This window comes from Paraprevotella clara YIT 11840, assembly GCF_000233955.1.
GTDB classification, from domain to species: domain Bacteria; phylum Bacteroidota; class Bacteroidia; order Bacteroidales; family Bacteroidaceae; genus Paraprevotella; species Paraprevotella clara.
This window is the reverse complement of the sequence record NZ_JH376593.1, coordinates 25,467-49,541: the sequence shown is the minus strand read 5'-3', so window position 1 is coordinate 49,541 and position 24,075 is coordinate 25,467. Positions and strand designations below refer to the sequence as shown.

At 51.1% G+C, this 24,075-nt stretch carries 21 protein-coding genes; 3 read left to right on the top strand and 18 right to left on the bottom strand.

What is annotated here, in order from left to right; genetic code table 11:
* Positions 1-11 precede the first annotated feature (11 nt).
* The 9 genes from HMPREF9441_RS05205 to HMPREF9441_RS05165 form a co-directional block, all read right to left on the bottom strand.
* Positions 12-836 (bottom strand): metal ABC transporter ATP-binding protein, encoded by an 825-nt coding sequence (locus HMPREF9441_RS05205; RefSeq protein WP_008618805.1) that lies wholly within the window; start codon positions 834-836, stop codon positions 12-14.
* Entirely contained in the window at positions 833-1,714 is an 882-nt protein-coding gene (locus HMPREF9441_RS05200; RefSeq protein ID WP_407946608.1) for a metal ABC transporter solute-binding protein, Zn/Mn family, read from the bottom strand. The genes HMPREF9441_RS05205 and HMPREF9441_RS05200 overlap by 4 nt, the downstream gene beginning before the upstream one ends.
* Before the next feature lie 5 nt (positions 1,715-1,719).
* Entirely contained in the window at positions 1,720-2,172 is a 453-nt protein-coding gene (locus HMPREF9441_RS05195) for a YqaA family protein (RefSeq protein ID WP_008618803.1), read from the bottom strand.
* Positions 2,148-3,095 carry a hypothetical protein gene (locus HMPREF9441_RS05190; RefSeq protein WP_008618795.1) on the bottom strand — a complete coding sequence of 316 codons (948 nt, stop codon included), beginning with the start codon at positions 3,093-3,095 and terminating at the stop codon, positions 2,148-2,150. Before HMPREF9441_RS05190 ends, HMPREF9441_RS05195 begins: the two co-directional genes overlap by 25 nt.
* A 4-nt stretch (positions 3,096-3,099) precedes the next feature.
* Positions 3,100-4,368: a phosphoribosylamine--glycine ligase gene (purD, locus tag HMPREF9441_RS05185; protein ID WP_008618793.1), complete on the bottom strand. Its 1,269-nt coding sequence runs from the start codon at positions 4,366-4,368 to the stop codon at positions 3,100-3,102.
* A 12-nt stretch (positions 4,369-4,380) separates the two neighbouring features.
* On the bottom strand, positions 4,381-6,621 hold the full coding sequence (locus tag HMPREF9441_RS05180; RefSeq protein WP_008618791.1) for a S9 family peptidase: 2,241 nt from the start codon (positions 6,619-6,621) through the stop codon (positions 4,381-4,383).
* Complete coding sequence (locus HMPREF9441_RS05175; protein WP_039864956.1) at positions 6,605-8,131, bottom strand: THUMP domain-containing class I SAM-dependent RNA methyltransferase; 1,527 nt, start codon at positions 8,129-8,131, stop codon at positions 6,605-6,607. The genes HMPREF9441_RS05180 and HMPREF9441_RS05175 overlap by 17 nt, the downstream gene beginning before the upstream one ends.
* 105 nt (positions 8,132-8,236) lie before the next feature.
* Complete coding sequence (locus HMPREF9441_RS05170; RefSeq protein WP_008618788.1) at positions 8,237-9,133, bottom strand: serine O-acetyltransferase; 897 nt, start codon at positions 9,131-9,133, stop codon at positions 8,237-8,239.
* 116 nt (positions 9,134-9,249) lie between these two features.
* The gene (locus tag HMPREF9441_RS05165; protein WP_039864952.1) at positions 9,250-10,500 is read right to left on the bottom strand and encodes a peptidase U32 family protein; all 1,251 of its coding nucleotides are present in this window, start codon (positions 10,498-10,500) and stop codon (positions 9,250-9,252) included.
* Between the two features lie 221 nt (positions 10,501-10,721).
* Between HMPREF9441_RS05165 and dusB the strand changes: the two genes are divergently transcribed.
* Positions 10,722-11,747, top strand: a complete 1,026-nt coding sequence (gene dusB / locus HMPREF9441_RS05160) for a tRNA dihydrouridine synthase DusB (RefSeq protein ID WP_008618785.1) — start codon at positions 10,722-10,724, stop codon at positions 11,745-11,747.
* Positions 11,748-11,903: 156 nt separating this feature from the next.
* Here dusB and HMPREF9441_RS05155 read toward each other — a convergent pair whose 3' ends face one another.
* The 7 genes from HMPREF9441_RS05155 to HMPREF9441_RS05125 all read right to left on the bottom strand — a co-directional run bounded on the left by HMPREF9441_RS05155 (position 11,904) and on the right by HMPREF9441_RS05125 (position 20,808).
* On the bottom strand, positions 11,904-12,512 hold the full coding sequence (locus HMPREF9441_RS05155) for a hypothetical protein (RefSeq protein ID WP_008618782.1): 609 nt from the start codon (positions 12,510-12,512) through the stop codon (positions 11,904-11,906).
* Positions 12,500-13,015, bottom strand: a complete 516-nt coding sequence (locus HMPREF9441_RS05150) for a hypothetical protein (protein WP_244949627.1) — start codon at positions 13,013-13,015, stop codon at positions 12,500-12,502. Before HMPREF9441_RS05150 ends, HMPREF9441_RS05155 begins: the two co-directional genes overlap by 13 nt.
* Before the next feature lie 147 nt (positions 13,016-13,162).
* On the bottom strand, positions 13,163-15,139 hold the full coding sequence (locus HMPREF9441_RS05145; protein ID WP_008618779.1) for a TlpA family protein disulfide reductase: 1,977 nt from the start codon (positions 15,137-15,139) through the stop codon (positions 13,163-13,165).
* Positions 15,140-15,147: 8 nt separating this feature from the next.
* Positions 15,148-17,115 (bottom strand): TlpA family protein disulfide reductase, encoded by a 1,968-nt coding sequence (locus HMPREF9441_RS05140; RefSeq protein WP_008618755.1) that lies wholly within the window; start codon positions 17,113-17,115, stop codon positions 15,148-15,150.
* Positions 17,116-17,178: 63 nt separating this feature from the next.
* Complete coding sequence (locus HMPREF9441_RS05135) at positions 17,179-19,080, bottom strand: hypothetical protein (RefSeq protein ID WP_008618754.1); 1,902 nt, start codon at positions 19,078-19,080, stop codon at positions 17,179-17,181.
* A gap of 35 nt (positions 19,081-19,115) precedes the next feature.
* Entirely contained in the window at positions 19,116-20,000 is an 885-nt protein-coding gene (locus tag HMPREF9441_RS05130) for an energy transducer TonB (RefSeq protein ID WP_407946607.1), read from the bottom strand.
* 319 nt (positions 20,001-20,319) lie between these two features.
* Positions 20,320-20,808 carry a Dps family protein gene (locus tag HMPREF9441_RS05125; RefSeq protein ID WP_008618752.1) on the bottom strand — a complete coding sequence of 163 codons (489 nt, stop codon included), beginning with the start codon at positions 20,806-20,808 and terminating at the stop codon, positions 20,320-20,322.
* Between the two features lie 142 nt (positions 20,809-20,950).
* On the opposite strand from HMPREF9441_RS05125, the gene HMPREF9441_RS05120 reads away from it, so the two are divergent.
* The gene (locus HMPREF9441_RS05120; RefSeq protein ID WP_008618751.1) at positions 20,951-21,877 is read left to right on the top strand and encodes a hydrogen peroxide-inducible genes activator; all 927 of its coding nucleotides are present in this window, start codon (positions 20,951-20,953) and stop codon (positions 21,875-21,877) included.
* Between the two features lie 98 nt (positions 21,878-21,975).
* Positions 21,976-22,542 (top strand): alkyl hydroperoxide reductase subunit C, encoded by a 567-nt coding sequence (gene ahpC, locus HMPREF9441_RS05115; protein ID WP_008618750.1) that lies wholly within the window; start codon positions 21,976-21,978, stop codon positions 22,540-22,542.
* 84 nt (positions 22,543-22,626) lie between these two features.
* Here ahpC and HMPREF9441_RS05110 read toward each other — a convergent pair whose 3' ends face one another.
* Complete coding sequence (locus HMPREF9441_RS05110; protein WP_008618749.1) at positions 22,627-23,058, bottom strand: SufE family protein; 432 nt, start codon at positions 23,056-23,058, stop codon at positions 22,627-22,629.
* A 1-nt stretch (position 23,059) separates the two neighbouring features.
* Positions 23,060-24,070 (bottom strand): M28 family peptidase, encoded by a 1,011-nt coding sequence (locus tag HMPREF9441_RS05105; RefSeq protein ID WP_407946606.1) that lies wholly within the window; start codon positions 24,068-24,070, stop codon positions 23,060-23,062.
* Positions 24,071-24,075: the final 5 nt, after the last annotated feature.

The window sequence follows — 24,075 nt, the reverse complement described above, 5'->3', positions numbered from 1 at the left end:
TGTCGGCCGTTTTAACTATGTTTGTGACATTTTAATACACGGTGAGGATAGTTGCCGTGTCCTACCAAATCGATGGGGCAGTTGAACTTGTCTTCGAGCCAGCCTTCCGGCAGTTCCGTGTCCGGATGGTAGTCGAGGGTCTCGTTGACACAGGCGATGGTACGTACATTCTGGAGTACCGAACCCAAGTCGTGGCTGACCAGGATGATGGCACTTTCGCGGTTGATTTCTTCTAATTGTTGATAGAGTTGCGTTTCGAACCGCTTGTCTATATAAGTATTGGGTTCATCCAGTATGACCACATCCGGTTGCGATATGATGGCCCGGCCGAGCAGGGCACGTTGCAATTGGCCGCCGCTGAGACTACCTATCGGACGGTCGGCCAATGTGTCCAGCCCCATACGGCAGAGCATGTTCCGCGTGGCTTGGTGCTGTGCCTTGGAATAACGCTTCCAAAAGCTTTTCCGCAGTCCCGACAGCACGACTTCGTAGACCGAGATGGGGAAGTTCTTGTCTATTTTGTTGTATTGGGGCAGATAGCCCATGCGGACGGAGGGGACGGGGCGGCCTTCACGGAAGAAGGTGACTGTCCCGGACATCGGTTTTTTCAATCCGAGAATCGTTTTGATTAAAGTGGTCTTTCCCCCGCCGTTCGGGCCGATGACACCCAAAAAGTCATGGGTGTACACCGTCAGGTCGATGTCTCGCAGGACTTGTTTTCCGTCATATCCTACCTGGATCCGGTTTAATTGTATAAGGGGCTCTTTGGATAAATCGCCCCCGCTCGGCAGACTCGAACAAGACTCGGTCTGCTCTCTCTTCATTTCGATTTTCATTGTGCGTGTAGTGTACGGGCTATTTTCAGCATTTCTTCTTTCCACTCGTATGACAGGGGGTTGATGTCTACGAGGTGCGTGCCGGTTTCTTTGGCAATGAGTTCCGCATTTCTCCGGTCGAATTCCTGTTGGACGAAAATGGTACGGACCTGTTTTTCTTTGCAAAGCCGGATGAGCCGGACGAGTTGTGCCGGGGAAGGTTCTTTACCGTCGGTTTCTATGGCGATTTGCGTGAGGCCGTAATCCTGTGCGAAGTAGGTGAGCGTGGGGTGGTAGATGAGGAAAGCTTTGGAGGGTAGGCTGTCTACGAGCGTGTGGATGCTGTCTTCCGTAGCTTGCAGGTCGGCCAGTGTCTGTTGCAGGTTCCGGCGGAATTGCCGGGCGTGTGCCGTGTCGAGCTTGCAGAGCGAGGCACAGATGTTTTGTGCGATGGTCTTCATGTGGACCGGTGAAGTCCATACGTGCGGGTCGGTTTCGTTTTCCGGTGTGTCGGATGAGCCGTGATGATGTCCCTCTATGAGCTTGATGCCTTCCGAAGTCCGGACGAACGGGACTTCGGGGGACATTTGCCGGAGCCGGTCTGTCCAAGTACGTTCAAAACCTAAATCGCCGACCGTGAAGTAGACCAGACTTTGCCCGAGTTTCATCATCTGTTCGGGAGTAGGCTCGTAGGTCTCGGGGCTGCTGCCTTTCGGTACGAAGGTTTCTATGCGGAACCCATCGCCTGCAATGCGTTCCGTAATGTAGCGCAGCGGTTCGATAGATACAGTGATCATCGGTCGCTGCGTGTCTTTGTTGTCTGTACGGCCGGACGGCTTGCATCCGGCGAGAAGGCAAAGACATGCCCATAGGTAAAACAGGAAGGGTCGTAATTTCATTTTCATTAAAATAAAGTGACGGTATAGACTAAAATGGCATAACGTACCAGTTTCCCGATCGTAATGGAAATCAGGCATATCAGCCAGTTGGCACGCATGAAACCCAATGCCACGGAAATGGCATCGCCGATGACGGGGACCACACATAGGACACCGCCCACCCAAGCGCCTTTACGTTCCATCCAATGTTGCGCTTTCTCCACGCTTTCCCGCTTCACGTGCAAGTATTTTTCTATCCATTCCATGCGGCCGAGCCGCCCTAAACAGTAATTGAACATGCTGCCGCCCACGTTGCCTACGGTGCCCCACACCAATAGCATGACCGGATCCAGACCGGCCAGTTGCAGGCCGACCATGACGGCCTCGGAGCTGAACGGGAATATGCTGGCAGCCAGAAAAGCAGCCAGAAACATGCCCCAATAGCCGTACTGTATCAGAAAGTCAACCACTGCGTCCATACGTTCAGAAAAGATAAGGCTGCAAACATGAACAGGAACAGCACGAACACCGCACGAGTAAACCGGCTGCCTGTCAGAGCAAAGTAATGGGATAGGATGGGAGCGGAGTTCATGACCAACAGACCGAGCAGTACTTGGAAATGTACGGGTTGCAGGGCCATGAACAGTGCGATAAGTAACTCTTGGGTGAGAATGAGATACAGGAACATCCGTGTGCGTATCTTGTCGTTGAAACTGGTGCGTATGCAATGCTGTGCGGCTATAAAGGTAAATACCGCCACCAGTCCTATGGTACTGATTTGCAAAAAATCGAGATTCCGGTAATTCTCATAATGTATCGGTTGGAAGAGGATGAGTTCCCGGAAATGTCCGATGAACCGGCTGAAGTCTTCCGTATAAAGGAAATATCCGGCCATGAACCAGTAAGGGAGAATCAAGCCCGTCATGGCCGCCCAGAACGTACGCCATGTCAGCGAACGGAGGTAGACTGTGGCATACCAAAGATAAAATGGGGCGAAAAAAAGCAGTTGCGGGAAAAACAGACTGCCGATGCCGAGACAGAGAAACGAGTGAAAGATAGGGCTTACGGCTTCCGTGCGCTGATAGGATTTGAACAACAGATAATAGGACGCCAGCATGAGGCAAGATACGATTAAGCCGTCTTGCAAAGGATGCAGGCTGAATATACATCCCGTCATCCACAGGTAAATGGCCGGTGTCAACCGGCTGCGGATGCGGATGAGCGAATGGGCATTGTTGGTCTCTACCCAAAAATAGGCCGTCAGGCCGCAAACGGCCCAACCCAGTATGCGGTCGGGCGTATAGATTCCTTCCGCACACCACAGCAGTGTGGTGAGAAAAGCGGCTACGGGCAGTGTGAAATTACTCGTAGCCACCTTGTTCTGGAATCTGTTCCGTCTCATTTCCTTATAAGTCTTGACCGATGTCGGAACGGAAATATTTCTTCTCGAACCGGATTTTCTGCGCCTGGCTGAAAGATTGCTTCAAGGCTTCTTCCTTATCCTGTCCGTAAGAGCTGACTGCGATGACCCGTCCACCGGCTGTAACCACCTGTCCGTCCTTCAAAGCCGTGCCGGCATGGAAGACGATGCTGTCCTGTACGTCTTCGATACCCGTGATGGGGAATCCTTTTTCGTATGCTTCGGGGTACCCGCCGGATACCAGCATGACACATACGGCACTGCGTTCGTCGATTTCCAGTGTCCGTCGGTCGAGGTCGCCCTGTGCCACGCCTTCCAAAAGCTCTACCAGATCGCTCTTCACACGAAGCATGACACTTTCGGTTTCTGGGTCGCCCATGCGTACATTGTATTCAATGACCATCGGTTCGCCTTCCACGTTGATTAGTCCGAAGAAGATAAAGCCCTTGTAGTCGATGCCCTCTTCGGCCAGTCCCTCCACCGTGGGGCGGATGATGCGGTCTTCGACTTTCCGCATCCATTCCGGGGTAGCGAACGGGACGGGAGACACACTCCCCATGCCGCCGGTGTTCAGACCGGTGTCATGTTCTCCGATACGTTTGTAATCTTTAGCCTCCGGCAGGATTTTGTAGTTCCGTCCGTCTGTCAGCACGAATACGGAACATTCGATTCCGCTGAGGAATTCCTCGATGACCACCGACGAGGAGGCCGTGCCGAACATGCCGCCCAGCATTTCTTTCAGTTCCTTGCGGGCTTCTTCCAATGTCGGCAGGATGAGCACGCCTTTGCCTGCGCAAAGTCCGTCGGCTTTCAGTACGTAAGGAGCTTTCAGGGTTTCCAAAAATTTCAGGCCTTCTTCCAACGTCTCCCCCGTGAACGTACGGTAGGCGGCTGTCGGTATGCCATGGCGTTGCATGAATGCCTTGGCGAAATCTTTACTTCCCTCCAGTACGGCTCCCTGTTTGGACGGACCGATGACAGGGATGTCTTTCAGTTGGTTGTCGTTCTTGAAGAAATCATACACTCCTTTGACCAAGGGATCTTCCGGGCCGACTACCACCATGTCCACGCCTTTGCTGAGGACAAATTGCCTGATGCCTTCAAAATCATCGGCTTTGAGCGGTACGTTTTCCCCCACACTGCCCGTACCCGCATTTCCGGGTGCGATGTACAGTTGGTCTACTTTCTTGCTTTGGGCGATTTTCCAGGCCAGAGCGTGTTCGCGCCCTCCGCTGCCTAACAGTAATATCTTCATATCCGATTGTTTTTATTTCAAATAGTCTTCAAAATATTGCGTGATGCGTTCGTGCAGGTGTACGCGGTCCTTTCCCATCATGTTATGTTCATCGCCCGGATAAGTGAAGAAATCCGGTTGGGTACCCGCGTCGATGCAGGCACGCAGGAACGACAGGGAGTGTTGCGGGACGCACACCGGGTCGTTGTAACCGATGATGACTTGGAGTTTGCCTTTCAGGTTACCGGCTTTGAGTCTCAGGTTACTGCCTTTGTAGCCTTCGGGATTGTCTTGCGGACGGTCCATATAACGCTCGCCGTACATCACTTCGTAGTATTGCCAATCGACGACAGGACCTCCGGCCACACCGGCCTTGAATACGTCGGGATAAGTCAGCATGAGGTTGGTGGTCATGAAACCGCCGAACGACCATCCGTGCACACCCATCCGGTCGACATCGACGTAGGGCAATGATTTCAGGAACTTTACGCCTTCCATCTGGTCTTTCATTTCTTCTATGCCCAGATGCCGGAAGGTAACGTTCTCGAAAGCCAGTCCCCGATGTTCCGAACCTCGGTTGTCGAGGATGAACAGCAGGTAACCTTTCTGTGCCATATAGATTTCCCAACCGCGTGCCAGATAATTCCGGCTCGCCTCTACGTTGTGAGCGTGCGGCCCGCCGTACACGTAGATTACGGTAGGATATTTCTTATTCGGGTCGAAATCCACGGGTTTCACCATCCGGTAATAGAGGTCGGTGGTGCCGTCGGCGGCTTTGATGCTACCGCATGTGATTTCCGGCACGTTATAGTCTTTCCATGGGTCTTCGGCAGTCAACAAGTTACAGCCTTTCCCGTTCCGGGTGTCTGTCAGGCTGATGCTGCGCGCCACGGTGGGGGAAGAGTAACGGTCTTCTACGTAAGTGCCGTCTGCATTCACGCTACCGTAATGTACGCCTTCGCCGTTGTCCAAAAGGGTACGTTTGCCGTCCTTTACGCGTACCTTATATATATTGGACTGCAACGGATGGATTTCGTTGCTGCAAAAAAGCAGGCTTTTTTCTTTCAGGTCAAAGCCCAAAACTTCTTTCACCACCCATTCGCCGGAGGTCAACGGGGTGACTTCGACATGCTCTTCGCACGCGCCGCCCTGAAATGTCTTATGTCGTTGTGGAGCCTGCGGTTTGGACAGGTCGAACAAATAGAGATGGTTGTAACCGTCCCGTTGACTTTGATAAATAAACTTAGAACTGTCCCATGGCAGGAACAGCAGGCCGTGCATCGGTTCCACGTATTTGGGATGCTCCTCTTCGTATATCACACCCTCCTTTTTGCCCGTAGCCGCATCGTAACGAACCAGTTCCGCACGGTTTTGGTCGCGGTTCAGTTCAATCATGTATATTTTCCGGTTATCCGGGCTCCAGGAAATGTTCGTGAAATAACGGTCGGTGGGATCTCCTGCTTGCAACCATACCGTCCGGCCTGTGGCCGGCGTAAAGACACCCACCGTCACTTTGTGCATTTTTTCTCCTGCCATCGGATATTTGCAAGGATAAGTGGTGGCTATGCGTGTCGTGATATCTACTTGCGGATAGTCGGGCACCATGCTTTGGTCCATCCGATAGAAAGCGAGTTGTTTCCCGTCCGGACTCCAAAATGTTCCTTTGGTAATGCCGAACTCGTTACGATGTACGGTTTCTCCATACACCAAGTCGTTGCTGCCATCGGAAGACACGGCCATCGTTTGCCCCTCTTTCGTCGTGACATATAGGTTGTGTTGCCGCACGAAAGCCAGGCTATTGGAAGACGGGGAGCGGTCCAATGCCGTGGCATCCGCCGGATATTCCTGTTCCCATACCTTCTTTCCCGATTTGAAGTCTACTACAGTGTATATGGAGGTCGGTTTACCTCCGTTTTTTCCTTTCCCGGAAACGACGGTGGCTACCCATGGTTGTCCGCCATCGGGGAACTCCACATTGTAGCAGCTCCGCACGACCGATGAGTCTTCCCCGGCTCCCAGCCATTGGTTCAGTTGCTGTAAGGTGAACAGCACCTTCTTGCTTCCGTTCTTGGGGTTTATCTCATTGCAGCCGTCCAAGTCCGTTTCTACCAACCGGTTACCCCACCAAGCCGTGTACAGGTTCTGGGGCTGTAATTGATGGTACGTACTTCCTCCCGGAAGCAAATCATCCAACGTAAAGCTCTTTTTTCCTTGTGCCATGGCGAGGACGGACAGAAGTGAAACCATTATGAAAAGATTAATCCTCTTCGTCATAGCGGTCGAATTTACGGTTTTTTCCGAATGGTTTCCGTTCGCGGTCAAAAGGTTTCCGCTCGCGTTCGAACGGCTTGTTTTTGCGTTCGAACGAGCGTTCTCTGCGTTCGAAAGGTTTTCCTTCGCGTTTAAACGGTCGTTTTTCGTATGACCCTCCTCTGTCCTCACGGTCTTCCCGTGGACGGCGGTCGAAAGAATGACCTCCGCGCGGCCGGCCGTTGCGGTCGTCGTAATCCCTTCTTCTGGGGGTGAAGTCTTCTTCATCGTCATCAATGGCCCTTTTAAACTCGCGGTGCATCTTGAAACGTCGTTTTTCCGCCATTTGCCGACGCTCTTCGTCGGTTTTGATTTCCTTGCCTTCAGCGCGTAGTTCCTTGTATTTTCCACTGAATATTTGGTATTTGCGGAACTCGCATTCCAACGAACCGTTGTACAAAGGTATTTTGATGGAAGGTTTCAAGCCTATCTGGTCGAAACATTCTTCGCGGTAACTCAGAATCCAGGCATCGTTGTCCAGGAACTGGTGTTTCAGCCGTTCGCCGATGGTCCGGTACAGCCCCAACAAGTCGGGCGTGGAGATACGTTCGCCATACGGCGGATTGGTGATGATGATGCTTTTCTCGGCCGGTTGCGTAAACTTGTGGAAATCTTGCTGGGCTATTTCGATCTCTTTGCTCAGTCCGGCAGCTTTGACATTCCGTGTGGCGATGTCTACGGCGTTGCGGTTAATGTCGTAACCATAGATCTTATGTGTGAATTCACGTTCTTGCGACTCGTCGTTGTAAATCCGGTCAAACATCTCCTTGTCGAAGTCAGGCCATTTCTCGAAAGCATATTCCTTGCGGAATACGCCCGGTGCGATGCCGCGGGCGATAAGTGCCGCTTCGATGGCTATCGTTCCCGAACCGCACATCGGGTCTATCAGGTCGCATTCGCCGTCCCAGCCCGTCATCAGGATCATGCCGGCGGCCAATACCTCGTTCAACGGGGCTTCCACGGCTTCCTGCCTGTAGCCGCGCCGGTGCAACGATTCACCGGAACTGTCTAACGACAGCGTACAGTCGTTTTCTGCAATATGGATATTCAGTTGCAAGTCCGGATGAGTCACGCTGATGTTGGGGCGCGAACCGGTTTTCTCGCGGAAGTAATCCACAATGGCATCCTTTACCTTATAGGCCACAAACTTACTGTGACGGAACTCTTGGGAAAAGACCACAGAGTCTACGGCAAAGCTGGTTTCATTGTTCAGATACTGATTCCAGTCGATGGCCTTGACGGCATCATAAACCTGATCGGCAGATTCCGCCTTGAAATGCTTGATAGGTTTAAGGATGCGGATGGCCGTACGCAGGGCAAAGTTGGCCCGATACATGAGTTCCTTGTCGCCGGTGAAAGACACCATTCGGCGTCCGGTCTGGATGTTGTTTGCTCCTAAGTCGGTCAGCTCTTTGGCCAAAACATTCTCTAATCCCTGGAAGGTTTTGGCGATGAGTTCAAATTCAGTTTCCATTGTGTAAGTTTTGTTGGATAAATCGCTCATGCTCGGCAGACTCGAGCAGGCTCGGTCTGCGCTCGCTTACTCGCGATTTTCGATGGATGCTTGTTTGCTATTGGTTTATTTATATTTCTTTTGTACGAGTCGGGCACCGGCAGATACGTCCTCCGTCACCCAGATGTTACCGCCTACCGTCGCACCACGGCCTACCGTGATGCGCCCCAGAATGGTGGCGTTGGAGTAGACAATCACGTCGTCTTCCAGAATCGGGTGGCGCGGAATGCCTTTGATGGGGTGTCCGTCGTCGTCGAGCGGGAAGCTTTTGGCTCCGAGCGTGACTCCCTGATAGAGCTTTACGTGGTTGCCGATGATGCAAGTGGCCCCTATCACGACACCCGTGCCGTGGTCGATAGTGAAGTGGTGGCCGATTCGGGCGGCGGGATGGATGTCGATGCCGGTCTCGGAATGCGCCATTTCCGTGATGATGCGCGGAATCAAAGGCACGTCCAATAAAAGCAGTTCATGGGCGATGCGGTAATTGCTCAACGCCTTGATGATAGGGTAACAACTGATGATTTCGCCGTAAGACTCGGCAGCCGGGTCGCCGTTGTAAGCCGCTTCCACATCGGTGGCCAGCACTTCGCGCAGGGCTGGCAGGCGGCTGATGAACTGTCCGGCCAAGTCGATGGCCTTTTCGCGTTTGGTGTCGCATGCACAGTCGCCTGTTTCCTTGGCATCGAAGCATAGTCCGGCATGTATCTGTTCGGTCAGCAGATTGTACAACCGTTCGATGTTGACACCGATATGATAAGTGATGGTATGATGGTTGACCGTGGATTTCCCGTAAAATCCCGGGAAAAGGATGGCACGGCACAATTCGATAATTTCGTGCAGGACTTTTCCCGAAGGGAGGGGGTCTCCGTCTTGATGTTCATGAAACAAACCTTTCAGAGACGAGTCTTCGGATAATTCCGTGACGGTTTGTGCCAAAAGGTGAGTGAAATTCAACAAACTCATTAAACTTTAAAATGTGTGATATTCTCCGTGCAAAGATAAAAAAATCAGGCTTCCTTCCCAAAAAAAAGCCTGATTATTTGTTACGGGCCTACGCTTTGCCCCGATATTACGACGCGTCATGCTTCTTTCGCGCTTTTCACCAACTTATACAACTTGTCGTTCGGCCTTATTTTCTCCGGCACTTTAAACGACACGCGCATGCCTTTTCCTACGGTTTCCACCGGTTTCAGGTCGTAACGCACTTCTTCCAAATCCATGAACAATGCCCCTGTCGTAGGACCGGTGACGAGCAGACGGTCGCCTACACTCATGTCCGCCGCTTCAATTTGGAACTCTCCCACGCCAAGTTTGGAAAAGTATTTGATGGCCTTGCCCACGTAGACCTTTTTTTCCGTGGCGGCCGAGCCGTAGTTCGTCGTCCATTCGCCTAAAGTCTGTCCCTGGTAGTACCCGTCCCAGAAACCACGGTTGAACACGCGGGCCAACCGCGCGTCCCATCCGTCTTTTTTCTCTTCGGTGAACGTCCCGTCCAACACGCTTTGTATGGCTTCCTGATAGCAGCCCACGACGGTGGCCACATATTCCGGTCCCCGGGCACGTCCCTCGATTTTGAACACGCGTACGCCCGCCTCCATCATCCGGTCGATGAAGCGTACGGTCTTCAGGTCTTTCGGGCTCATGATGTATTTGTTGTCGATTTCCAGTTCCGTGCCCGTTTCGCGGTCTTTCACGATGTAGCCCCGGCGGCAGATTTGCATGCAGGCCCCCCGGTTGGCCGACCGTCCTGTGTTGTCCAGACTGAGGTAACATTTCCCGCTGACGGCCATGCAGAGTGCTCCGTGACAGAACATCTCGATACGTATCAGCTCTCCGCCCGGACCGCAAATGCGTTGTTCCTCTATTTGCCGGTGTATGTCGGCCACCTGCGTCATATTCAGTTCGCGGGCCAACACCACGACATCGGCAAATTGGGCATAGAATTTCAACGCTTCGATGTTGCTGATGTTCAGTTGGGTGGACAGGTGTACCTCCTGCCCTATCTGTCGGCAGTACATCATGACGGCTACGTCCGAAGCTATGACAGCGGAGATGTCGGCTTCCTTGGCTGCATCTATGATGGTACGCATCAGCGGAAGATCCTCGCCGTAGATGATGGTGTTTACCGTCAGATAGCTCTTGATGCCGTGTGCGGCACAAGTTTGTGCCATTTCCTTCAGGTCGTCGATGGTGAACGTACTGGCCGAATGCGCCCGCATGTTCAGGTTTTCGATGCCGAAGTATATGGAGTCGGCTCCGGCTTTGATGGCTGCGGCCAATGATTCGCGCGAGCCTACCGGTGCCATGATTTCAAAATCTTTTCTCGTCATGGTGTGGGGTTTTGTTTGCAAAGATACGCCCTTTTCCCGACATACCGGAGACGCGGTAGTTTTTTTTGCTTTTTTACGCTCTCTTTGGGCTTTCTTTGCCGTTTCATTGAAGAGGTTGCTGACCTTGCTTCCCGCGAAGGTAGGCTTCGGCCCAGCAGAGCCAAATAAGAAAACTTCGTTTTCATTTGTCTCTGCTCTCACCTTTCACTACCTTTGCACCCATGAAAATAGGAAATGTGGAGTTCGGGCCTTATCCCGTGTTTCTGGCCCCGATGGAAGATGTGACGGACATCGGTTTCCGTCTCTTATGCAAGCGTTTCGGCGCGGCGATGGTATATTCCGAGTTTGTGGCGGCAGATGCCTTGGTGCGCATGGTGAACCGCAGTTTGGAGAAACTGGCGGTGTGCGACGACGAGCGTCCCGTGGCCATCCAGATTTACGGCAAGGAACCGGGTCCGGTGGCCGATGCGGCCCGTATCGTGGTGGAACGTGCCCGTCCCGACATGCTCGACTTGAATTTCGGTTGCCCCGTGAAGCGCGTGGCGGGCAAGGGAGCCGGGGCCGGCATGTTGCAGAACATTCCCAAGATGTTGGAAATCACGCGGGCCGTGGTGGATGCCGTGGACATTCCCGTCACGGTGAAAACCCGTCTGGGATGGGATGAAAGCAGCAAGGTGATTGTGGATTTGGCCGAACGTCTTCAAGATTGCGGCATCCGGGCGTTGACCATACACGGCCGTACTCGGGCGCAGATGTACACCGGCGAAGCGGACTGGACGCTCATCGGCGAGGTGAAAAACAATCCGCGCATGACGATTCCCATCATCGGAAACGGCGACATCACTTCACCCGAACGTGCCCGTGAGTGTTTCGACTGCTACGGGGTGGATGCCGTCATGGTGGGGCGTGCCACTTTCGGCCGCCCATGGATTTTCAAGGAAATCATGGATGTCCTGAACCCGGAGAGCGTGTCGGTTGCGCACGAAGCCGTGAAGAGCGGCTATCCGGTGATGAGTGCGGACTGGAAGATAGACGTGCTCAAGGAGCAGGTGCTCACCAGCGTGCGCCGCATCGACGAATACCGGGGCATCCTGCACAGCCGCCGCCATCTGGCTGCGTCGCCCGTGTTCAAGGGAATCCCCAATTTCCGTGAAACACGTATCGCCATGTTGCGTGCCGAAACGGTGGACGAACTTTTCGCCATCTTGGAACGTGCCCGCGAGGCGGTGAGGCAGGTTACGGATTGAAACCGGGAGGCGGGAAAATCACCTTGCGCCAATCGGAAAATCAATCTCAGCCGAACGAAAAATCGTTTGGCTGAGATTGGAAAATCATTCGGCTGAGATTGATTTCTGCCCTTGGAGGATTGTCGTAATCCTTTGTATATCTGTATGCTTAACAGTCTATAACCGAAAAGCTTCTTTTAGCCTGTCCATGACCTTGTCCGTAGAATCCTCGTCCATGAAATCCAACATGTCATATCGGGCATAGACACTGCCGGATTTGGAGTGGTAAATGTTTTCGGGCATATGGATAAGTTCGCGGATGGTGGCTTCACTGGTGTGCATGGCATTGCCTGCGGGTTTCATTTTAAAGATAAGCAATGACCCGCATTCGTCTGCCGGGGGGAAAGCGGAAGAGTCTTTCTTCTTGTAACTTTCAACCGTGGTTCGGTAACTGCCCGTATCGCTTACTTGAATGACAGAAAAGCTTTTCCCTTTGACGCTTCCCAAGTAGAACTCCAGTACATGAGTATAAATCAAATCCCACGCCCAATTATCGGGGGAGAACCCGAAACAAGAGCCGGAAAGAGCTTTGTCGGGGGATTTGATGGCTCTGAGCGGGCTACAGAAAAGGCGGCGGCACTCTAACTTGCCGGGTAACAGCCCGAACGTCGGCATGACCTTTTTGAATATGACTTCAAAAATGGCGGTCTGGCATTCGTTGATAAGCCTGTGTGCGCTACGGAATTCCCGGAGCAATTCTTGTCGTGAGTCTGTCATCTTTTCCATATCGTTCGGATGGTGTCTGAGGTGTTGTTTGTTATTCCGTAAGGACTTATCTGTCCCAACCATTTGCGAATCCGGAATTCATGATATAATCCGAAAGCCGATTCTAAATCATGAAGGATGCGGTAGGCCGGAGTGTAGGGCTTTTCTTGCTCTTGTCGTATGCAAATCTGATTTAGGAGGCTGTTCCAAGAAGATTTGTAAATCCGTCCCAACGGCGTGTGGAAGGCTTCGGGCGAAGTGTTGCCGCCCAATGCGATTAATAGGAGAGGCTTGTTTTCCCCGTGCGTTTGTCCGTTGACGAAGGCCTGTATCTCATTTTTCCACTGCCCTTCGTATTGCCGGTAGGATTGTACGTCCTTGCGTTTTATTTCGACAAGCAGGTTGAAGTATTCAAATTCCAAGAGAAGGTCGGGCTCTACATAGCTTTCGTTGGATGTATGTTCCGTTTTGTTATAATTGGGCCAAAATTCATAATGAAGCAATTCCCCGCCTTTTTGAGGCATGGACTCGTTGTCGAAGCAAGAGGATCGCAGGATTTGCCATAGTGTATTTGCGGGCAAATAGAGTAAAGGCCCAAAGATTAAGGCAGTCCGCTCATCTTCCGCCCCTGATTTGTGTTTTATGCGTGCGTGTATCATACGGTGTCGGTCTTATTTCTTTGAAAGCTGTTCTTCCAATGTCTGTATCAGTTTGTCCTTGAAGACAGGGTCGGGGGCTTCTTTGGTGACGAGCCGCCCTTCCTTGTCGAACAGGCCATAGGAGGGGTAGCCGCCTTGGCGAAGAACGGCCTCCACGGCCTTTTGCTGTTCATGTGGCAAATTGTAATGTACGGTTTGCGGCCCCACGCACTTATACTCCTTGATGATTTGTTTCCAAGAAGTGTCCGAGGTGTTGTTGGCGAAGTATAAAAATATGACATCCCGTCCCTTCATGGCTTCCTTCACGGTAGGAACGTCGTTTTTTATCGCGTGTTTACACGGACTGCACCATCCGCCCCAGATGTCGGTGTAGACCACTTTGCCACGATAGGGGGCGAGGATGCGTTTCAGAATCTCGTTTCCGTCGGTCAGTCCGGTTACGATGTCGTTGCTTTTGAGTGAACCTTGGAAGTCGAACGGTCTTTGCTGTTCGCAGACGTAGAAGTTTTGCTGCCGGACGACGGCCTCGCGCAATCCCGGAGTGTGGATACGGCTTATGGCTTCCTGTAATATCTTGTCCGTCAATGGGATATGGCTTTGTTCCAGTGCATAGAGTGTGGAAAGGGTTGAGGCGAAATCCTTTTGGAAACCGGATAGGGCAAGGCGGTCGATGATGTCCCACTCTTCCCTCAGATTCACGATTTTGAAAAGGTCCATGAACGAGTTTTTCTGGACGGAAGCTTCAAGTCCTTTTACGATGTCCTCGTGGTTTTGATGGTAGGTACGGACAAGGGCTGTATCTTTTCCTTCTTTCGATTTTATACGTGCTTCCATGGCCAATGTATGGTCGATGAGCTGCATGAGGCTGTCCGGGACTTGCAAGTCCCGGTGTTCTTGCATGGCTTGTTTCAGCCGTCTCAGGTCGTATGCGATATTGCCGTGTTTGTGGGCTTGGTAGTTATGATAGTTGATGTAGTTCGAGATGAAGTTGGAATAGCGGGAGTTTACGGTGGTCGGCACGGGAGGCATCTCTTTCATCAATGAATCTATCATGTCCAAGATGCCGGGAAGCAGGTGGTCGTTTCCTTGTGCATGGCTGTCGTAGGATTGTGTGATTAGCCTTCCGAGACTACTGTAATACAGGTCTTCTTTTGCCAAGGTCCGGAAGTCTTCCGAAAGGTTCGGATGCTTCTTGAGAAGAGCGTCTAACGCGTGTTCCTTTTCAGCCAACCCTTTCCGGATTTCGCTCAGGCAGACGCTGTCGCTTACCACATTGGGATACCGGAGAGTTTTCGGTTGGACGAAAAAACTTTCCTGTATGTCCGACAACTCATGGTTGATTCTTCCATTCTCGCCCATCATTAAAAACGAATTTCCTTTTATCCACAGGAAACATTCTGACTGAGGACTAAGCAGAAGGGAAAACATATGAGACTGGATGCGAAAAAGCACTTCTGTCCGCCCTAAAACGGGGATGCTTAACTCGAACCGTCCGATGGAATCGGTTGGGACATTGGCTATCTTTTGCGTGTCCTGAAATCTTTCATAGTAGATATATTCCAAGTTTTGGTTGGGAAAGTCCGGCAGGTATCCTCTTAACATGACGCTGTTTTCGTGGAATTGGCACGGTCGGGACGCGGCTGTGTCAGCCGGCAGGTAGGAAAGGATGCTTTTCGCGCTGTTCCACAACCGGTAGGTCTGTGCCTTTCCGTCGTCGACGGCGATGGTACAAACGGAGTCGTTTTGGTAGCGGATTTCCAATTGCAAGGTTTCTTTGCCGCTTCGTAAGGTGACGGCGGTTTTCTTTCTGCCTTCCTTGACGGCGGCATATTGCCATTGACGTGCGTCGTGTACGGCAAAGTCCTTGAAGAAGCCCCATTCCCATGCACCGGTCGCGGCGTTAAGCCAACAGGCGTCGCGGCCGACGGTTTGTGCTTGCAGGCTTATGGCAGTGCAAAGCAGGAGGATGGATAAGATAGCTTTTCTCATGGTGTTTTCTATTTGTTGAGTTGTTCTTCCAGTGTCCGTATCAGTTTGTCCTTTTCGTTGGGGCGAGGAGCATTCTTGGTGACGAGCCGCCCCTCCTTGTCGAAGATGGCGTAAGAGGGATAACCGCCGTTCAAGAGTATGTTTTCTACGGCTTCCTGTTGTGTGCCGGGCAGGTTGTAGTGTACGGTTTGTGCACCTACTGAGCCGTATTCCTTGATGATTTGTCGCCATGCGTCGTCCGGTGTACGGTTGGCCAAATAAAGGAATACGACGTCGCGCCCTTTCATGGCTTCTTTGATGGCCGGGACGAAATCACGCATGTACCCCTTGCACGGGCCGCACCATCCACCCCAGATGTCGGCATAAACCACCTTGCCGCGATAGGGGGCGAGGATGCGTTGCAGGATTTCGTTCCCGTCGGTCAGTCCGGTCACAATGTCGTTGCTTTTCAGCGAACCTTGGTAGTCGAAGGGCGTTTGCAGTTGGCGGGTGTAGAAGTCTTGCCGCCGGGCGACGGCCTCGCGCAACACGGGAGTTTGGATATGCGCCATGGTTTCGCGCATCAACGGTTCCGGAAAGGGGGTATGGTCACGTTCCAATGCCTCCCATGCCATCAAGGTTCCGGCCAGGTCTTTCTGGAAGCGGGTCCATGTGGAAGACGCAAGGAGTTCCTGGTATCTTAACAATTCCGCGTTTCCGATGATTTGGGGTACCCGTTCCCGAAATTCCGGAAACTGGTGTATTTCTCTCGCAATCTTGAAATGGTTTTCATCATAAGCCTGCATGGCCGTGCTGTCAGACGGATTGTCGCGGGAGAACTTTCGTCCCATGTCCACCGTCCGGTCGATGAGTTGCAAAAGCGTGTTGGGGAGGTGCAAGTCTTCTTGCCAGGGCAACACTTGCTGCAACTTTTCCAAGTCTATCATGACGGCAAAACGGCCGAGGAATTGTTGGTACTGGTAGTAGACGGATTGTTGCAGGAAACCGTGGTAGTCGGGGAAGATGGTGTAGGGTACGGGCGGTATGGCATGGCATAAGGAATCAATGGCTTGTATAATTTCCGGAGAGAGACGCTTTTCACCGAAATCCGACAGGTTGTGGTGTTGGTAGGCGAGACGGTGGAGGGCACTGTAACGGATTTCTTCTTCTTTCAGGGTACGGTAACGCCGGGACAGATTGGGGTGTTTGCCGATGAGGCTGTCTAATTGCCGTTCACGGCGCGTCAGTTCGTGCCGTACCTCGTCGAGGCAGGTACGGTTGTCTACCGAGTGGATGTCCCTTTCGGTCGGAGAGAATACGTCTAAATTCATTCCGATAGCCAACAGTTCGTTGCTCGTCCGTGCGTCTTCCCCCATCAGGATGGGAGTACGTCCGTTCATATATAGGTAGTAGTCTTGTTCCGGACTGAACAGCAGCGTGAACGTGCGTCCCGCGATGCGGCAAAGGGCTTGTGCCGGTCCGAAGGCCGGGAAACGCAACCGGAAACGTCCGAGCGAGTCGGTTTGTGTCTGGAATTTGGGATATTCGGTGAGTTGGGGCATGGAACAGGTAAAAGTGGCATGCTCCATGCCGGGCAGATAACCGCACAATGTGACGCTGTCTTCCCGGTAACTGCATGGTTGCGGCGGCGTGTCGTCAGCCGGCAGGTAGGAAAGGATACCTTTCGCGCTGTCCCACAGCCGGTAGGTCTGTGCTTTTCCGTCGTTGACGGCGATGGTACAAACGGAGTCGTTTCGGTAACGGATTTCCAACTGCAAGGTTTCTTTGCCGCTTCGTAAGGTGACGGTGGTTTTCTTTCTGCCTTCCTTGACGGAGGCATATTGCCATTGCCGTGCGTCGTGTACGGCAAAGTCCTTGAAGAAGCCCCATTCCCACGCGCCGGTCGCGGCGTTAAGCCAGCAGGCATCGCGGTCGGTTTGTGCCTGTATGCCTACGGCGGCGTAGAACAAGAAAAGGGATAAAACAGCTTTTTTCATGGTGTATTTATCGATTGAGTTGTGTTTCCAATGCTACTAAAAGGAAGAACAGTGGCGTTACGGTTATTCGGATTTCCGTTTCAGTATCACGCGGCTGTAGTTTCCTGTGGGGCTTTGTCCCGCTATAAACGCTTGGTTTTCGTCCAGTTCACCGATGAGGTCGCCCAATTCGAACTCCAAAGTCTTGTTTTCGGGATTGAAAGTGATCGTAGCTTGGTACTCAGCCATTTCGCTATAGCCGTCTAACACAGTGATGAATGCCTTGTTGCCGATGACTTCGTTGAGAGTTATCTTGTTTTCGGATACTCGCTGTGGTGAAGTAGTGGCAAGGTTCATCCATCCGTCGGCTGTTCCGCCATCTCCTTTCACGGAGTTGGCGTTGTAGAAATCAAGCTTGAGAGTGACGACGGCGGCTGGTATGTCATCATCATAGTAGTCGTTGTGGATCATTTCATCGGTCCAACTCCAAGTGCCGCGGAAAGGTTGCGAGTAGTCTTTTTCTGTGACATCCGTCGTCTTTTCAGTAGGAGCGTCGGTTTCGACTATTTCGGCTGTGGGCTCGTTAGCGGTTTCGGGTTCATTACCGGATTCATCTCCGTTTTCAGGTGTTGTCCGGTCCGAGATACGGTCGAGTGTGAATGTCACGGGGAAGATATAACCGTATCCTCCGCATTCCAATTCAGGCGTATCCTCGTTACCTACGGTGATGTCTATTTTTGCACTGTCCGTCCGGAGGGAAAGTGTGGCCGGCACGATGATATCTTTGTTTTCCAATTCGTCCCACCATGTCAGTTCGAGCTTGGCCGTATTGCCCTCCACCTGGACAGAAGCCACGTTGAAACTGATAGAGAAGAACCCCATCTCTTCTTTGCTGCCGAAATAGAATGTGCCTTTTGTGGAATCGCTTTTGAGGTCGAGGATGAGTTCGGCGGCTTCGGATTCGTTGTCGAATCGCCATGTACCCGAGAATTTGTCCTTAGCGGAAGAACCACAGAAAGCCATGCAAATTGCTGTAACGAGGATGGCCAAAGCGATACCACCGTAAAGGAGGATCTTGTTCCTTTGCAAAGGGTGGGATTGGGGAACGCTGTTTTCGGTATCCGGAGTGTTTGTATGGGGTGTGTACAGGGCGGTGTCCGTTTGAACTTCGGGGATAAGGGGAGCGGTTGCAGTTGAGTTCTCATCTTGTACATTGGTTTCCTCTACGAGGCGCCCCGCATGGATGTTGATCCATCCGAGGATACGCAGCACGAACTGCATGACAGACCAATAGAGCATGATGAGGCCGAAGGCCAGTATCTCAAGCCCTACGGCAAAAACGGTACCCTTGATTTGACGGGAGATTTCATCGAAGCCCGTGTACATAAGGTTGTTGAAATCTATACCTTTCGTAAAGAGAAGAATGCTGACCACAATGACGGCGGCAGCTACGAACGGCATCCAAATCAAGTTGATGTTGTATACGGCGGATTTGCGTAGCTGCTCGGCACCTTTGAGAGCCGGTTTGCTCCATGTCGCTTCTTCACGGAGTTCTTCAAAAGCCGATTTGAGGAGGATTAGCGAGATTATCGTGCATACGAAAGCGCCGAACCGAAATAACCAACCGAAAATGACAGGTAGGAAAGAGGCCGGGAAGAGCAATAGGGTGGCTGCGATTTCGAAACCGCAAGCAGTGGAGATGCGTCCCACCATGGCTGACGCCTCGTAATTCTTTTGTATCGACTTAAAGCCATTCAGTCCGACGAGGTACAAGATGTAGCCTATGATAGTCAGAGTTTGTGCGCTGAGAGTGAACGGTTTTAAAGGCAATTCTTCTTCGCCAGCCGCTTTCAGCAAGTCGTTGGCAGTGTCTATGGCAATGGAAGCCGTTTGTAGGATACCGGTCACCCAACCGGCTATGGCTACGATGATAACTCCCGTCAGGATGAGGCGGATATGTTTGGTCCAAATTTCGTTGTTGTACATACGGATAAGGTATTAATAAGGTATAAAAAGGAAAGTTATTTCAATCGGAAGTGGACGGGGAGGGTGTATTTCACCCTAACCGGTTTGCCTTTCTGCTTGCCGGGTGTCCACTTGGGCATGGAGGATACCACCCTGAGAGCTTCTTTGTCGAGATAGGGATTCACGCTTTTGGTCACTATGGTGTTGCTGATACTTCCGTCTTTCTCCACGCAGAATTGTACGACGACTCTACCTTGTATTCCGTTTTCCAAAGCTATTGTGGGATACTTCACATTACGGGCGATGTAGGACATACAAGCAGACAATCCTCCCGGAAACTCCGGCATTTGTTCCACTGTGTCATAGATGTTCTCGTCTTTCTCTGTTTCCGAGGGCTGCTGTTCCGTACTGGGGATTTCCGTATCCGCAATGGCGTCCTCCACGATGTTCTGGATTTCTGGTAGTGCGGGTGGAGGAGATACCGTTTCGGCTTTTTGGGCGGCTTCGCGCCTTTCGTTTTCCAAAATCCGTGCCAGTGCCTCGTCATGGATAAAGAAACCGTTGAACGAGGATGGTGCATAGCCTTTGAAAGCCGACACGATGTCGAACTTGAACGATTTGCCTTCCGTGATGGCAGGGAAGATGTAAGCCCCGGCTATCTGTACCCGGTTGTTGGGAAGCAGGTACATCATATTGATGGTATGGGAAGAAGATGACTTGGCCGCCTTGCCGTAGATGCGGAACTTGTAGCCGCCTGACGACGGACCGAGACAGAGGATTTGCGTGACATGCCAATAGCGGTCCACTCCGGCATCGGTCTTGTGAGGTACTTTCACGGGATACGCCTTGGCGGGCAGTTTTACGGTAGTTTGTGCATGGCTTCCGAAGGTAACGATAAAAAGCCACACCAATGATACGAAAGCCACAATTGTCTTTTTCATAAGTTTCATCAGTAAATGTGGAAGAATTGATTCCCAAACACGCTGTAAAGGTAGCGATTTTTCTCAAATGGAAGTATGCTGAAGTATATTATTTTTGCAATATGCCTGCTTTTCACCATTTACGTACTTCCTAAAATGCTTTTGCTGTTCTCATTCTATTTCTTTTTGGTGCTTTCTAAGACCACCTTTTCATGTAGCCTTTTTAGGTAAAACGTATAAATAAAAAATAACATTCCCCCAAAGAGAATGTTCTTAACGTTTGTATGGAAAGAAATTCTCTATTGGGGGGAATGTTATCCGTATCGGATTTTCCGACAGTCTATTTGCCGCAAGTCTTGCTGCTGAATGCCGTTAGCATCCAAACCATCTTTTCCTGTTCTTTCAGGTAGTCGCTCATCAGCGATACCGTTACTTCGTCTCCGGCTTCTGCTGCCAGATCAAGAACCTTTCTTTCTTCTCCGATAAGATGACCGTAAGTAGAAAGGATATGTTCTACGGCTTCACTGCCACAGGTTACGCCTGAAATTTCCTTGATTCTTGCCACCTTCAAATAATCACTGAATTTGTTTGAGGGGACGCTGCCCAACGTTAAGATACGTTCTGCGATCTCATCGATTTTCTCGGCTGTATCGTTGTACAAGTCCTCAAATTTACTGTGAAGAACGAAGAATCCATGTCCTTTGATATCCCAGTGAAAGCCACGGAGGTTGGTGTAATGAATCTGGAAGTCTGCCAATAAAAGATGTAATGCCGTAACGACGTCCGCTACTCTTTTCTCGTCCAAATGCAAATAATTTAAAGTATTCATAATGTTTCTGTTTTTGAGATTTAATATTCTGTTTATTTTGTTTGATGTGACAAAGATAGGCTATAAACATACGCTTGTCAAACAGATAATTTCTATCTTTGCATAGATTGATTCTATATCACTTTTTAAATCCTTGTTTGCTATGACTTTACAACAAATGGAATATGTCTTGGCTGTAGACCGTTTTCGCCATTTTGCCAAAGCGGCGGAACATTGCCGGGTGACACAGCCTACTCTGAGTGCCATGATACAGAAACTGGAGGAGGAGTTGGGAACGAAAATATTCGACCGGGGACAACAACCGGTTTGTCCGACGCCTGCCGGAGTCTTGGTTATATCCCAGGCTCGTAACGTGCTGTTCCAGGCAGGACGTATAAGAGATATAATAGAAGAGGAAAAACATTCTATGTCCGGAACGTTTAATTTAGGAGTATTGCCCACGATAGCCCCTTATTTATTGCCTCGTTTTTTTCCGCAGTTGATGAAGAAATATCCGCAACTGGATATCAGAGTAGTGGAAATGAAAACCGATGTCATCAAGTCTGCCTTACGTACCGGAGAGATAGATGCCGGCATCGTGGCCGGTCTGTCTGATATGGATGAGTTTGACCGTGTACCCTTGTTTTATGAACCTTTTCATGTATATGTTTCGCGCGAAAGTGAATTATTCGGGCGTGAAGTGATACGTACTTCGGATTTGTCGGGTGCACAACTATGGCTGTTGGACGAAGGGCATTGTTTCCGCGACCAGTTGGTACGTTTTTGTCAGCTTAAAGCGGCGAAGGCCAGTCAGATGGCTTACCATTTGGGAAGTATGGAGACATTTATGCGTATGGTAGAGGGGGGAAGAGGGATTACCTTTATTCCGGGACTGGCCGTGTTGCAGCTCAGTGAGGCACAAAAAGAGTTGGTACATGCCTTTGCTATTCCTTGTCCGACCCGTCAACTCATTCTGTTGACGCATAAAGATTTTGTACGGCAAACATTGAAAGAAACGCTTGTTCGGGAAATCCGTAGGGCTGTTCCTTCAGAAATGCAGGAACTACAGTCTACCCAGGTATTGGTATAGATTGTATCTATCGGTTCATTTATATTTTCAATCGGAATTGTAGATTGGATACGGAGGAAATGGTTTATTTTTGTAACGAACTAAAACTTTAAAAGATTATGGAACCGATTATCAATTCACAACTTCCTGAATTCAAAGTTCAGGCGTTTCAGAATGGAACTTTCAAGACAGTGACAAACGAAGATGTAAAAGGCAAATGGGCTGTTTTCTTTTTCTATCCGGCCGATTTTACTTTTGTATGCCCGACGGAATTGGTGGACATGGCTGAGAATTATGACCAATTTCAGGCCATGGGCGTGGAGGTCTATTCCGTAAGCACCGATTCGCATTTCGTACACAAGGCATGGCATGATGCTTCGGAGAGTATTCGGAAAATCCGGTTTTCGATGTTAGCCGACCCGACAGGGGCTTTGTGCCGTGCGTTTGGCGTGATGATAGAAGAAGACGGTATGGCCTATCGCGGTACTTTTTTGGTAAATCCTGAAGGTAGAATCAAATTGGCCGAGATACAAGATAACAACATCGGGCGCAATGCAGACGAATTGTTGCGTAAGGTGGAAGCTGCGCAATTTGTGGCTACACACGATGGGGAAGTTTGTCCGGCTAAATGGAAGAAAGGGGCCGCCACGTTGAAGCCGAGTATTGATTTGGTCGGCAAAATTTAGTCACATCGGATTAAAATGTATTTACTCAGGTGCGGGATTTCTTCCTACACCTGAGTTTCAGTTACTCGTCTAAGGAAGGCGTGTTTATGTCGTTTCCTCTTTGGCCTTGAAAGCCAAAGCGTACATTTTCATTTGTTTGAGCATGGCTACCAGACCGTTGCTTCGGGTGGGCGAAAGATGCTCTTTCAGTCCGATACGGTCGATGAAGTAAAGGTCGGCATCGAGAATCTCTTGCGGGGTATGTCCGCTCAACACCCGCACCAACAAGTCCACAATGCCTTTTACAATCAGCGCGTCGCTTTCGGCGCGGAACACGACCCGTCCCTCCCGGTAGTCGGCTTGCAGCCACACCCGGCTTTGGCAACCGTCTATCAGGTTCTGTTCGGTCTTGTACTCTTCGGGGAGTGGTTCCTGCCCGCTGCCCATGTCGATGAGCAATTGGTATTTGTCCATCCAGTCATCGAAGCCGCTGAACTCTTCGATGATTTCGTCTTGTACTTCGTTAATCGTTTCCATTTTATTGGTTTTCGTTATAAATCACTTGGGTTACCGTCTGTCCCACAGCTTTCAGTACCTGTCGGTCTATGTGCTCCATATTGTCGTTTACCGTGTGCCACGTGGGGCCGAATCCGGACGGGGCATCGGTAAAGTAAGGGATAATATCGATGCACGGGATACCGGCTATCTCGTTGACCGGTACGTGGTCGTCGGTGATATAACCCCCGTCACGCATCGGGAAGAATTGCCCGTATCCTAATTGGGCAGCCGTGTTCCAAACCAAATCGACGACTTGTGAGGCGTATCTTTGGGAATATCCTTCTTTGGAGAAAGTACTGCCTCGCCCGCCTACCATATCCATCAAGATGCCGAAGCGCGCCTGATAACCGTATACATGCGGGTTGGCCGCCCAATATTGCGAGCCGAGGCACCATGACGAAGCATCTCCGGCCTGGTCGGACCATTGCGGCACGCCGTAGTCTTCCGCATCGAAACAGATAAAGTCTATTCCTATTTCAAGGGGATGGAGTTGGATGAGCCGTGCCATTTCCAACATGACGGCCACATCGCTGGCTGCATCGTTGGCTGCCAACACCGGTTTGTGCCAGTTGGCAGAGTCCGGGTCGTTGTCGGCCCACGGACGGCTGTCCCAATGCCCGCAAACCAGTATGCGTGCTTTTGCATCGGGGTTATAAGATGCGATGATGTTACGGGCTTTCAGGACCGTACCGTCGTATGCCTTCACGTCTGCATATTGGTCGGTGACGGTCGCGCCGAAACTTTTGAATTTCTCGGCAATGTACGTGCCGCAAAGACGGTGGGCTTCCGTGTTCGGTACGCGAGGCCCGAACGCGCATTGTGCAGCCGTATAGGCGAAAGCACTGTCTGCATTGAATTCCGGTGCGGCAGCCATGGGAATGCTGTCGGTTGTGCCTGTCCCGTTTCCGGTTTTATGTCCGCAAGCCGTACAAACGGATAGAAAAACACCGAGGACTGTGCTCCATTGCAAGTTTAAAATCGTTCTTTTCATGAATC

Excerpts from the sequence above, each read along its gene's own strand:
- HMPREF9441_RS05165 (WP_039864952.1), bottom strand. The coding sequence starts at position 10,500 with ATGACGAGAAAAGATTTTGAAATCATGGCACCGGTAGGCTCGCGCGAA.
- HMPREF9441_RS05155 (WP_008618782.1), bottom strand. The coding sequence starts at position 12,512 with ATGGAAAAGATGACAGACTCACGACAAGAATTGCTCCGGGAATTCCGT.
- HMPREF9441_RS05125 (WP_008618752.1), bottom strand. The coding sequence starts at position 20,808 with ATGAATACTTTAAATTATTTGCATTTGGACGAGAAAAGAGTAGCGGAC.
- HMPREF9441_RS05145 (WP_008618779.1), bottom strand. The coding sequence starts at position 15,139 with ATGAGAAAAGCTATCTTATCCATCCTCCTGCTTTGCACTGCCATAAGC.
- ahpC (WP_008618750.1), top strand. The coding sequence starts at position 21,976 with ATGGAACCGATTATCAATTCACAACTTCCTGAATTCAAAGTTCAGGCG.
- HMPREF9441_RS05150 (WP_244949627.1), bottom strand. The coding sequence starts at position 13,015 with ATGCCTCAAAAAGGCGGGGAATTGCTTCATTATGAATTTTGGCCCAAT.
- HMPREF9441_RS05205 (WP_008618805.1), bottom strand. The coding sequence starts at position 836 with ATGAAAATCGAAATGAAGAGAGAGCAGACCGAGTCTTGTTCGAGTCTG.
- HMPREF9441_RS05130 (WP_407946607.1), bottom strand. The coding sequence starts at position 20,000 with ATGAAAAAGACAATTGTGGCTTTCGTATCATTGGTGTGGCTTTTTATC.
- purD (WP_008618793.1), bottom strand. The coding sequence starts at position 4,368 with ATGAAGATATTACTGTTAGGCAGCGGAGGGCGCGAACACGCTCTGGCC.
- HMPREF9441_RS05105 (WP_407946606.1), bottom strand. The coding sequence starts at position 24,070 with ATGAAAAGAACGATTTTAAACTTGCAATGGAGCACAGTCCTCGGTGTT.
- HMPREF9441_RS05135 (WP_008618754.1), bottom strand. The coding sequence starts at position 19,080 with ATGTACAACAACGAAATTTGGACCAAACATATCCGCCTCATCCTGACG.
- HMPREF9441_RS05170 (WP_008618788.1), bottom strand. The coding sequence starts at position 9,133 with ATGAGTTTGTTGAATTTCACTCACCTTTTGGCACAAACCGTCACGGAA.
- HMPREF9441_RS05200 (WP_407946608.1), bottom strand. The coding sequence starts at position 1,714 with ATGAAATTACGACCCTTCCTGTTTTACCTATGGGCATGTCTTTGCCTT.
- HMPREF9441_RS05190 (WP_008618795.1), bottom strand. The coding sequence starts at position 3,095 with ATGAGACGGAACAGATTCCAGAACAAGGTGGCTACGAGTAATTTCACA.
- HMPREF9441_RS05110 (WP_008618749.1), bottom strand. The coding sequence starts at position 23,058 with ATGGAAACGATTAACGAAGTACAAGACGAAATCATCGAAGAGTTCAGC.
- dusB (WP_008618785.1), top strand. The coding sequence starts at position 10,722 with ATGAAAATAGGAAATGTGGAGTTCGGGCCTTATCCCGTGTTTCTGGCC.
- HMPREF9441_RS05120 (WP_008618751.1), top strand. The coding sequence starts at position 20,951 with ATGACTTTACAACAAATGGAATATGTCTTGGCTGTAGACCGTTTTCGC.
- HMPREF9441_RS05180 (WP_008618791.1), bottom strand. The coding sequence starts at position 6,621 with ATGACGAAGAGGATTAATCTTTTCATAATGGTTTCACTTCTGTCCGTC.
- HMPREF9441_RS05140 (WP_008618755.1), bottom strand. The coding sequence starts at position 17,115 with ATGAAAAAAGCTGTTTTATCCCTTTTCTTGTTCTACGCCGCCGTAGGC.
- HMPREF9441_RS05175 (WP_039864956.1), bottom strand. The coding sequence starts at position 8,131 with ATGGAAACTGAATTTGAACTCATCGCCAAAACCTTCCAGGGATTAGAG.
- HMPREF9441_RS05195 (WP_008618803.1), bottom strand. The coding sequence starts at position 2,172 with ATGGACGCAGTGGTTGACTTTCTGATACAGTACGGCTATTGGGGCATG.